Source organism: Vibrio sp. C8, from assembly GCF_054051265.1.
The window spans coordinates 241,593-252,793 of the sequence record NZ_JBPAOE010000044.1; the positions used below are offsets into that span (position 1 = coordinate 241,593).

An 11,201-nucleotide genomic window follows, 5' to 3' on the forward strand; every position below is an offset into this window, starting at 1 on the left:
CTTTCTCTTTCGTAACAGATACAATGGCGGACATTATTTTATCCATACTAGTGAGTATTAGTCTCACGGTTTTTAAAAAAGTTCGATATGGCTCAGCAGATTGAATTAACTCAAACAGTAAAAGATAGCCAGCTTGGTCAACGTTTAGATCAAGCAGTGGCTGAATTGTTCGCCGATTTTTCTCGTTCACGTCTGAAAGAGTGGTTACTTGACGGCAAAATAACAGTAGATGGACAAGTTGTCACTAAACCGCGCACGAAAGTGATGGGCGGCGAAGAGATCACTGTGCAAGCTGAACTAGAAGATGAAGTTCGTTGGGAAGCACAAGACATCCCATTGGATATCGTTTATGAAGATGACGATATTATCGTTATCAACAAACCTCGTGACTTTGTTGTTCACCCTGGTGCAGGTACGCCTGACGGCACTGTGCTGAATGCATTGTTGTTCCACTATCCGCCAATTGCAGAAGTACCACGAGCAGGTATTGTGCACCGTCTGGATAAAGACACGACAGGTTTGATGGTGGTAGCGAAGAACGTTCCTGTACAAACACGATTAGTACGTGAACTGCAAAAACGTAATATTACCCGTGAATACGAAGCTATCGCGATCGGTAAAATGACGGCTGGTGGCATGATCGACAAGCCAATTGGCCGCCACTCTACTAAACGTACTTTGATGGCTGTGTCACCAATGGGTAAACCTGCGGTTACCCACTATCGTGTAGCGGAACATTTCCGTGAACATACACGTATTCGCCTGCGTCTTGAAACGGGTCGTACACACCAGATCCGTGTTCATATGTCCTATTTGCAGCATCCTCTGTTGGGTGATACTGCATACGGCGGTCGTGCACGTATTCCAAAAGGTGCGTCTCAAGAGTTAACGGATATGATCCGTAACTTTGATCGCCAAGCGCTACACGCGGTTATGTTGAAATTCAAGCACCCAGCGACCGGGGAAGAAATGGAATTTCATGCACCTGTGCCAGAAGATATGGTTACCATGACCGAAGCATTACGTGCTGATACGCAGCAGAATCCAATGGAAGAGTATTAATCAATAGGTTTTAAGATGAATTGGATCACTCCTAACTGGAATGCACCTAAACAAGTCAAAGCTTTTGCTTCTACACGTATTGGCGGTAGTTCGAAATCGCCTTATGAAGGGCTTAATTTAGGCATGCATGTTGGGGATGATCCCATTCTTGTGCAGCGCAACAGAGATCTGTTGCAACAGCAAACCGAAATGCCGACAGTCCCTGTGTGGTTAAATCAAACCCACTCAACAGCGGTGTTGGAAGTTTCTCAATCAACCAATGATGTCCTTGATGCAGACGGTGTGATTACTTCGTCACCTAATATTGTTTGTTGTGCAATGACCGCGGATTGTTTGCCTGTTTTGATCACCAATACTCAGGGAACTCAAGTGGCTGCTGTTCATGCCGGATGGCGTGGTTTAGCCGGTGGTATTGTTGAAAATGCGCTAACGCATTTTTCTAATGATGTGATGTTATGGCTTGGTCCAGCTATTGGTCCGCAAGCGTTTGAAGTGGGAGAAGATGTTTTACAGGCATTTTTAGACTACGACTCAAAAGCAAATGCCGCATTTGTTCCCGGCAAGCAGCAAGGTAAATGGTGGGCGAATATGGCAATGCTTACTCGTTTACGCATGGCTAAACTCGGTATTGATCAAGTTTTTGATAGCGGGTTATGCACTTACCAAGATCCTCAGCGTTTTTATTCCTATCGCCGCGATGGTGTGACAGGAAGGCAAGCAACCTTTATCTGGATCAATGAAAATTAGGATTCTCTAAAAAGATTCCACTCTCACCTTGAAAATTGGTGTGTCTGTAACCATCTTTCCTAACGTAATAAGATTAGTTCTTCTCAGTTGAGGTTAGGAAGGTTGTTATGCGTCTCGACAGATTTACCAGCAAATTCCAAATAGCGATTTCCGATGCGCAGTCTCTCGCATTAGGGCGAGATCATCAGTACATCGAACCCGTGCACCTGATGGTTGCGCTGCTTGATCAAAATGGCAGTCCAATTCGTCCATTGCTGACTATGCTTGACGTCGATGTCATGCAGCTTCGCTCAAAATTGGGTGAAACGTTAGATCGTTTGCCGAAAGTGAGCGGGATCGGTGGTGATGTACAGCTTTCTAGCGGTTTAGGCACCTTGTTCAACTTGTGTGACAAAGTCGCTCAAAAACGCCAAGACTCTTATATATCTTCTGAGATTTATCTTCTAGCGGCGATTGAAGATCGTGGCCCGCTAGGTCAGCTCCTGAAAGAGTTTGGCTTAACCGAGAAAAAAGTATCAGATGCGATTGAAAAGATCCGTGGTGGTCAGAAAGTGAATGACCCAAATGCGGAGGAGCTACGTCAGGCTCTGGAAAAATTCACAATTGATCTGACTGAACGAGCAGAGCAGGGCAAACTTGACCCTGTGATTGGTCGTGACGATGAGATCCGCCGAACCATTCAAGTGTTACAACGTCGTACCAAAAACAACCCAGTGATCATTGGTGAACCGGGTGTGGGTAAAACGGCAATTGTTGAAGGTTTAGCACAACGTATTATCAATAACGAAGTCCCAGAAGGTTTGCGTGGACGACGCGTTCTCTCTCTCGATATGGGCGCACTGGTTGCTGGTGCTAAATATCGTGGAGAGTTCGAAGAGCGATTGAAATCGGTGTTGAATGAGCTAGCCAAAGAAGAAGGCAACATCATTCTGTTCATTGATGAGCTTCATACTATGGTGGGTGCAGGTAAAGGCGAAGGCTCAATGGATGCCGGAAACATGCTCAAACCTGCATTGGCTCGTGGTGAGCTCCACTGTGTTGGTGCGACGACGCTTGATGAATATCGTCAGTACATTGAAAAAGATCCGGCTCTTGAGCGCCGTTTCCAAAAAGTGCTGGTGGATGAGCCAAGTGTTGAAGATACCATCGCAATTTTACGTGGTTTGAAAGAGCGCTATGAACTTCACCACCATGTAGAGATCACTGACCCTGCGATTGTTTCGGCGGCGACACTGTCTCATCGTTATGTATCCGATCGTCAGTTACCAGACAAAGCAATCGACTTGATTGACGAAGCGGCATCTAGCATTCGTATCCAAATCGACTCTAAACCAGAGGCTTTGGATAAACTGGAACGTCGTATTATTCAGTTGAAAATTGAACAGCAAGCGCTGTCAAATGAGACCGATGAAGCCAGTGAAAAACGCTTGAGTATTCTTAACGAGGAGTTGGGTCTTAAAGAGCGTGAGTACGCCGAGCTGGAAGAAGTCTGGAAAACAGAAAAAGCAGCATTGTCAGGAACTCAGCACATAAAAACGGAACTTGACCAAGCGCGTATGGATTTGGAAGTTGCGAGACGTGCCGGTGATTTAAGCCGTATGTCTGAACTTCAATATGGTCGAATTCCTGAGTTGGAAAAACAGCTCGATCTCGCGGCTCAAGCTGAAATGCAAGAGATGACTTTGTTACGCAATAAAGTCACAGACAATGAGATTGCAGAAGTGCTGTCCAAACAAACCGGTATTCCTGTGTCTAAAATGCTTGAGGCAGAAAAAGAGAAGCTGCTTCGCATGGAAGATGTATTGCATAAACGCGTTATCGGGCAGGTTGAAGCTGTTGAAGTTGTTGCGAATGCGATTCGTCGTAGCCGCGCTGGTTTATCTGACCCGAATAAACCGATTGGCTCGTTCCTATTCTTAGGTCCAACTGGTGTCGGTAAAACGGAGCTTTGTAAAACGTTGGCTCACTTCATGTTTGATAGTGAAGATGCCATGGTTCGTATCGATATGTCTGAGTTTATGGAGAAACACTCTGTGGCTCGATTGGTCGGTGCGCCTCCGGGTTATGTAGGTTATGAAGAGGGCGGTTATTTAACCGAAGCGGTTCGCCGCAAACCTTACTCGGTTATCTTGTTGGACGAAGTGGAAAAGGCGCATCCAGATGTGTTCAACATCTTGTTGCAAGTGCTTGATGATGGTCGTTTAACTGATGGTCAAGGTCGTACGGTTGATTTCCGCAATACTGTGGTGATCATGACGTCAAACTTAGGCTCTTCGAGCATTCAAGAGAACTTCGCGAAGCTGGATTACCAAGGTATCAAAGAGCGAGTGATGGAAACCGTTACCAAACATTTCCGTCCCGAGTTCTTAAACCGTGTTGATGAATCGGTAGTGTTCCATCCGCTTGGCAGAGAACATATCAAGTCTATCGCTTCTATTCAGTTGGAGCGTTTACATAAACGCTTGGCTGAAAAAGACTACGATTTGATCGTGAGTGAAGATGCGTTGGAGTTGATTGCTCAAGTTGGTTTTGACCCTGTGTATGGTGCTCGTCCGTTGAAACGTGCTATCCAACAAAATGTGGAAAACCCGTTGGCGAAATCGATTCTGTCTGGAAAATTTGTACCGGGCAAGGCTATTCAGCTTGGGGTTCGCGATGGCAATATTATCGCCAGCCAATAGTTGTCTTCAGCAGTAATAGAAAAAGCCATGCGAGTGCATGGCTTTTTTTGTATTCCCATATATTGAATTTATAAAGCTCGTCTATCGATTCAAATGCTAGGTTAGGATCATTTAGCAAAGTTGGCGTTAATGCGCATTTTCAAATAGTCTTGCGCTGTGATTGGTTCGTAAACTTTTTGGGGACCTTGAATGATTTGGTCACGGTTTGCTTGGCAGAAGAACGCCATGCTGTAGCGGGAATCTTGATTCTCTTCCGCAGTTGGCATACGGACGCGGTGCAGCGTCGATTTCAGCAAATCATCACTCCAACGCATTAACATGTCACCAATGTTACACGTAATCACACCGGCTTTAGGTACGATGGTACTCCACACTAGATTCTCTTTTGCGTCTTTACCTGCTGCGGCTTGAAGTCCACCTTGGTTTTCTTGCTGAAATACCATGGTCAAACAGTCAAAGTCAGTATGAGCACCTGCGCGCCAGAATGTTCCGTTTTGAGGCACTTCTTTCATTGGCAAGTAGTGAAGCATACGCAAGGTGCTAAGGTAATTTTCAGACTCTCTTTGATGCGCTTTAGTGAAAAAGTCGCGCTCAAAGCCCAATTTATCCGCGAAGCACGAAAGAATTTTCATCCCCAGTTGCCAAGCTTGATATTCAAATGAAAGCAGGTGCGATTCAAAATCTTCAACAAGATCATTGCTGGGCCAAAGATCACTCATGTGAGGCAATGTGATTTGGTAAGACTCTTTTTGATCCGCCGTGCCCGTTGACGGGCGAACTTGTTGTTTGAACTCCCAACCGGCATTTAACCCTTCTTTTAAAGGAAACTGATGTTTTGCTTCCATAGGAAGGGCAAAGAATTGTTCGCTTAACTTAAAGGACTTTTCGATATCGGCTAAAGCGATACCGTGATCAACCAGTTGGAAAAAGCCAACTTCTGTTGCGGCTTTCCAGAGCTGTTCGGTGATCTCTTCACGACGCTGATCAAAATCATGTAGGTTGATTAGAGGGATCACCGTGTCTGTGGTTTCTAGCCCTTTGCCACCGATGGTTGTTTCAAAGTTAAGCTCGTCTAAAAGATATGATTGAGTCATTGTTTTCTCCAATTAAGCATTCGCTTGTTATTGGAGCAATGTCCAGCAATAAGCCAAGAACCTTAGTCTTGGTATTACAGACCGCTTCTACTCCGTCTTTCTACTCTTCCTTTTAGCGCCGCAGCGTTGTTGACTGTGTTCATTCACTTGTCGCCTAGCTGTGGCGTTAAATAGATTGAGCAAATATAAAATGAAATTTCTACCAAACTCCGTGCTGGACTTGTTCTGCTTCTTCTTCAAGTAGCGGACCGATAACTTCCACTTCGCGCTGACCTGATTCAAAAACCACTCGGCATGGAAGTGCCAAAGTTGGGTTCTCAGGATGATTTCCGGTTAACTCTTTGAGTTTGGCTTCGCTCAGACCGTAGACAACACGTCCTACGCCTGCCCAATAAATAGCACCCGCGCACATCGCGCATGGCTCTGCCGATACGTATAGAGTGCAACGGTTAAGATAATCTGGGCGGTACAGTTTGCTGGCTCGGGTCATGATCACTCGCTCAGCATGACCCGTCATATCTAAATCGGGTAAGTAACCGTTGATCTCTTCCAGTAAAATTTCACCGTGTTCATCGACCAGTACTGCTGAAAATGGGTGAATGCCCCTCGTTTTTGCTTCCTCTGCCAAAGAGAAGCTGTAGCGCAACAACTTAAAATCCGTTTCTTGATTAAGCATTATCTTTCCTTGTGTTATCGCTGCTTTTCTTCTTCAGTCAGGCTCCAAGAGAAGTAACCTTTTTGCACCCAGCTTACAGCTTTGAACAGCAACATACTGACTAGAGATAGAAACACCAGTGCTGCAAAAGCTTGTGGGATTTTGAAATATGAGGTTGAGAACTGAACCAAGTAACCTAGACCTTTTTCAGCCGCGACGAATTCAGCAATAACCGAGCCGATGACCGCTAAAGTGATGGCAACTTTCACGCCGCTGAAAATATGTGGAATAGAGTAAGGCAGGCGAATCTGCCAGATGGTTTTGCTGTTTTTTACGCTCAGTGAACGTGACAGTTCAATCAGCTCAGGCGGCGTAGCCAACATACCTGTAGTGGCTGAAACCACTAATGGGAAGAAAGTAATTAAGCAAGTAATCGTCAGACGAGGCGCATCGCCTGTTCCCAAAATCACAATCAGTAGTGGCGCGATGGCAACCACTGGTGTGGATTGAATCACAACCAGAATTGGAAACAACGCACGGGTAAGGAACTTAGAATTCACCATCATGATAGCGAGAGGGATGCTAATCAAAAACGAGATGACAAAGCCAAGCAACGCAATGCGCAGAGTTGCCCATAAGTTATCGAGCCAACGTTCCATTGATACCTGAGTGAAAGCGATAGCGATATCGCTAGGCGCTGGCAAGATAAACGTTGGTATTGAGAATATTTTACAGATGGCTTCCCAAATAGGAATGATCGCTAATATTGCAATTAGTGGCAGCCAGTTTTGTGACCATTGAGAAAAATAGCGTTTCATAGTTAATCCTTTAACAAGAGACAAATTCGTTTAAGCCAATTAAGCCACGGTGCGACGAATCGGCTCAACGTTGTCTTTATCCTGACTATCTGTTCCTTCACTGCTTGCTACGTTGCTCTTTTCTGAACGATAGAAATACTCGCGAATTTTGTTGGTGTAAGTACCAAATTTAGCGTCTTGCAACGTATGGATATTACGTGGTCGAGGCAGATCGATCTTGATCTCTTCCAGCACGGTACTTGGGCGAGGTCCCATGACCAGCACTTTATCAGCGAGCAATACCGCTTCAGAAATGGAGTGAGTGATAAACAGCACCGTCTTTGGTTTTTCCATCCAGATTTTTTGCAGTTCAAAGCCCATTTCTTCACGTGTTAACGCATCGAGTGCAGAGAATGGTTCGTCCATGATCAAAATGTCTGGATTCAGTAATAACGCTCGCGCAATACCAACACGCTGCTGCATCCCACCGGAAAGTTGGTCTGGCATGCTGTTTTCAAAACCAGCTAAACCCACAGTATTCAATAACTCTTGTGCATTTTGACGGTCTTTCTGGCTGACATAGTTGAACTTATGTTTAAGCGGAAACAGAATGTTATCGAGGATGTTTTTCCATGGCAGTAGTGTTGGTTTTTGGAACACAATACCGATGTCTTCACGCGGTCCTGTTACTGGATGTCCGAAGACGGAAATTTCACCCTGTGTTGGAATGATCAACCCTGACAGTAGGCGCAGCAAGGTAGACTTGCCGCAACCTGAAGGTCCAACGATGGCGACGAACTCATGTTTTTCAACATTGAAGTCGACATCGTTGAGAACCGTAACCGAATGTTTGTCAGAGTTATAGGTATGACCTATACGCTTGAACGAAACAAATGGTTGCATTAGTTCACTCCCTCGTAAAACTGACGATCAACCGCTGTTTCTGGGTCAAGTTTGCTGAGATCTAGACCTTGAGCCTCTGCTGTCCATTTCCATGTATCGCTTAGACGAGATGGCGTGAACTGACCAACGCCGTCACGTTGAGACACTTCATTCATGACGAGACCATGAATCGACTTAATGGTGTCAGCCGCTTGTTTTGAGTCCACTTCAGGAACCATTTTCGTAACGTACGCGCCACTTTCTTCAGGATGAGCCCAGGTGTATTCGACCGCTTTTGCATAAGCTTTCACAAAGCGTTTCACCACATCTGGGTTTTCAGACATAAACTTGTCGCTGGCAATAATAGAAGAAGAGTAGAACTCTAGACCTGCGTCATACCATGGCAATACCGTCAGCTTTTTCCCTGCTTCTGCTGCTTGTTGTTCATTTTTAACACGGTCTGTCATCCAAGAAATCATCACGTCAGATTGACCAGTGATCAGCATTGGGTTAAGTGCGCCCGGATCTGCTTTTAACACTTTGACACTCTCTTCTTTAATGCCGTTTTTCTTTAGCATCAGGGGAAGGAAAACGTTCGCTGAAGTAAATGGAGAAGTCGCGATGGTTTTGCCTGAGACATCTTTCACTGAATTTATACCTGAATCATCCAGTACGTAGAATGCGTAAGGTGCTTTGCTAAATAGAGAGTAGATGGCTTTAACTGGGACGTTGTCATTCGCTTTCGCTACTAACAGAGCAACAATATCTGCGGAACCGATATCAGCCGTACCTGTTGCAATCTTTGTAATCGCATCAGTAGAGCCTTTACCTCCCAGAATGGTTACATCTAAGTCTTGTTCGGCGAAAAATCCTTGTTGAACGCCAACATAGACAGGTGCCTTATCCCCGCCTGGAAGCCAGTCAAGCTGAAATGTGACTTTGTCTGCAGCAAAGCTACTTGCTGATGTAAGTAGCAAAGATAGCGAAAGGCTTAGTTTGTTGAATTTAGAAATAGTTTTCATAGTTACTCCGTGTCTTCCTTTTCACTCTAAAGTGCAGCAAGTGTTGACTGCATCCTTTAGCTAACTATGAGCAATGTCCCGATACCGTCATTGGTATCTAACCGCTTCTACTCACACTTCCATTGTTCACAGAGCAATCGTTGTGCCAAAAATTGAAAAACAAATGGGAGTTAATTAACGGTACGTTAACTAACCGTTAACGGATGGGCGTTACAGAGGAAATATCGTCAGATAGGGTTGTATACAATACAAATAAGATATTGGATAAATATTGTATGCAATTGCACCTTTGTAATGCATTCCAGTGTCGCAAGGCTCAATCTTGGTGCATATTTTCTGAGCTGGAAATGTAACGACTAAGGTGAGAGTGGTGGTCTGCAATTTGCATTGTATACATTAAGATTGAATGCTCAGAACAGATAATGTTTTGTATATGTTAAATGAGTAGAAGCGGTTAGGAGTAAGCGAGCTCTGGGACATTGCTCAAAAACGAATAAGCCTATGTAACACACGAGGCTTGTATAAAAGGAAGTTTTGATGAACTACTTAATTAAAAATGCCAGCAGTGTCTTTTCTCCTAAACAAGACTGTAAAGATATACGAATTCATAACGGTATCATCGCCGAGCTAGGGCAGAGCTTGTTGCCAGAGCAGGGTGAAGAAATTATTGATGCCAGTGATTGTGTTATCTATCCGGGTTTTGTGAATACTCATCATCATATTGCTCAGTCAATCTTGAAAGGGATACCTACAGGTATTAATGATGGGCTGGGCGACTGGCTTGCAAATGTTCCTTACCGCTACTGGCCTCAAATCACGCCAGAGATCATGTATTCAGCCGCGAAACTTGGTTTCTATGAGTTGCTACGGTCTGGCGCAACAACTTGTGCGGATCACCATTATCTCTATCACGCCAATTCATCGATGGAATTAGAAGAGGCGGTTTGGCAAGCAGCAGATGAAATGGGAATTCGACTGGTTTTATGTCGCGGTGGTGCGACAGTTAAAGGAACACATAAAGGATTAGCGAAAGCAGGCGTTGAGCCTGAATCCGTTGAGTTGATGATAAACCGCTTGGAATCTACCCGTAGTCGTTATCACCAAGAAGGCGAATTTGCCATGCGTAAGCTGGTGGTTGCCCCAACAACGATTGCTCACTCTTCGACTCCAAGTGATCTTCGTCTATTGTCTGAATACGCGAGAAGCCAAAAGTTACGTATGCATTCACACATGCTAGAAGTGGATTTTGATAACGAGCAATCATTAGCTAAATATGGTAAAGGCATCGTTGAGTTTGCACAAAGCTGTGATTGGCTTGGTGACGATGTTTGGTTTGCACATCTAGTCAAAGCGACTGAGCAAGATATAAAGCTACTTGCAGAAACGAAGACAGGCATTGCTCATTGCCCTACATCTAATTGTCGATTAGGTAGTGGGGTTGCTCCTGTTATAGCGATGGAAAAAGCTGGGATGCCGATATCGATTGGCGTTGATGGCTCTGCATCGGCTGAATCCGGTTCTATGCTTCAAGAACTAAACCTGACTTGGTTGATTCATCGAGCGCAAAATGGCCCTAAAGCCACAACCTTAGAACAAGTGCTTACTTGGGCAAGTAAAGGCGGGGCAGATATTCTGGGCTTAGAAGGTGTGGGAACCATAGATGTTGGGTATGCCGCTGATATTGTCTTATACGATATTAACCAGCCGCGCTTGTCTGGCTGTCACGATTTATCAATGTCTCCGATAATGGCCGGAGAGCCTTCTTATATTAAAGCGAGTTTCGTCAACGGTAAGATTGCATACCGTCATAGCGACGAAGCGAAATACCTCAATTTAGTTGAAGAAGTACATCACTCTATCGCCAACTTGAATCAACGAGTGCAAAAGTTAGAGTCTCTATAAGCTGTTTTATGGCAAATTCGCTTAGATAAAACACGATTTGTTTCTTTCTTAATCAATCAGTCTGAAAACTTGGTTTTTAGGCTGATTTCTCCTTGCCAACTCATTTTTCCTCCCTATAATGCGCCTCCGTTGACCAGCAATTCTGAATAAAAGAATGTTGGAAAATATGACGGAAAGTTAAATTTCTTAAGTTAAAGAAAATTAACTAAAAAAGTGGTTGACTCTGAATGTTTACTCGCTAAAATGACCGTCCGTTTTGAGAGGAATGCCTCGCAAAACAAAGCTCTTTAACAATTTAAACCTATCAATCTGTGTGGGCACTCGTTGATGAAAATCAAAGTTAAGTCTTCTCTCTTGTA

Annotated in this window: 9 protein-coding genes; 4 read left to right on the forward strand and 5 right to left on the reverse strand. The window is 44.5% G+C overall.

Annotation, left to right across the window (positions count from 1 at the left end; translation table 11 throughout):
- The first annotated feature begins 87 nt into the window (after positions 1-87).
- The 3 genes from rluD to clpB all read left to right on the forward strand — a co-directional run bounded on the left by rluD (position 88) and on the right by clpB (position 4,490).
- On the forward strand, positions 88-1,062 hold the full coding sequence (gene rluD / locus ACRQQK_RS16555; protein WP_457513188.1) for a 23S rRNA pseudouridine(1911/1915/1917) synthase RluD: 975 nt from the start codon (positions 88-90) through the stop codon (positions 1,060-1,062).
- A 15-nt stretch (positions 1,063-1,077) separates the two neighbouring features.
- Positions 1,078-1,809 carry a peptidoglycan editing factor PgeF gene (pgeF, locus tag ACRQQK_RS16560; protein WP_457513190.1) on the forward strand — a complete coding sequence of 244 codons (732 nt, stop codon included), beginning with the start codon at positions 1,078-1,080 and terminating at the stop codon, positions 1,807-1,809.
- A 107-nt stretch (positions 1,810-1,916) separates the two neighbouring features.
- The gene (gene clpB, locus ACRQQK_RS16565) at positions 1,917-4,490 is read left to right on the forward strand and encodes an ATP-dependent chaperone ClpB (protein WP_457513192.1); all 2,574 of its coding nucleotides are present in this window, start codon (positions 1,917-1,919) and stop codon (positions 4,488-4,490) included.
- Positions 4,491-4,597: 107 nt separating this feature from the next.
- Here the strand turns inward: clpB and ACRQQK_RS16570 are convergent, their stop codons facing one another.
- The 5 genes from ACRQQK_RS16570 to ACRQQK_RS16590 all read right to left on the reverse strand — a co-directional run bounded on the left by ACRQQK_RS16570 (position 4,598) and on the right by ACRQQK_RS16590 (position 8,940).
- The gene (locus tag ACRQQK_RS16570) at positions 4,598-5,584 is read right to left on the reverse strand and encodes an isopenicillin N synthase family dioxygenase (protein ID WP_457513194.1); all 987 of its coding nucleotides are present in this window, start codon (positions 5,582-5,584) and stop codon (positions 4,598-4,600) included.
- A gap of 199 nt (positions 5,585-5,783) precedes the next feature.
- Positions 5,784-6,260, reverse strand: a complete 477-nt coding sequence (locus ACRQQK_RS16575) for a nucleoside deaminase (RefSeq protein WP_457513196.1) — start codon at positions 6,258-6,260, stop codon at positions 5,784-5,786.
- A gap of 14 nt (positions 6,261-6,274) precedes the next feature.
- Positions 6,275-7,057, reverse strand: coding sequence for an ABC transporter permease (locus ACRQQK_RS16580; protein ID WP_457513198.1), 783 nt, complete (start codon positions 7,055-7,057; stop codon positions 6,275-6,277).
- Positions 7,058-7,096: 39 nt separating this feature from the next.
- Positions 7,097-7,939 (reverse strand): ABC transporter ATP-binding protein, encoded by an 843-nt coding sequence (locus ACRQQK_RS16585; protein ID WP_457513200.1) that lies wholly within the window; start codon positions 7,937-7,939, stop codon positions 7,097-7,099.
- Entirely contained in the window at positions 7,939-8,940 is a 1,002-nt protein-coding gene (locus tag ACRQQK_RS16590; protein WP_457513202.1) for an ABC transporter substrate-binding protein, read from the reverse strand. The genes ACRQQK_RS16585 and ACRQQK_RS16590 overlap by 1 nt, the downstream gene beginning before the upstream one ends.
- 537 nt (positions 8,941-9,477) lie before the next feature.
- Here ACRQQK_RS16590 and ACRQQK_RS16595 point away from each other — a divergent pair.
- A complete protein-coding gene (locus tag ACRQQK_RS16595; RefSeq protein ID WP_457513204.1) occupies positions 9,478-10,842 on the forward strand; it encodes an amidohydrolase family protein in 1,365 nt (454 codons plus the stop codon).
- Positions 10,843-11,201: the final 359 nt, after the last annotated feature.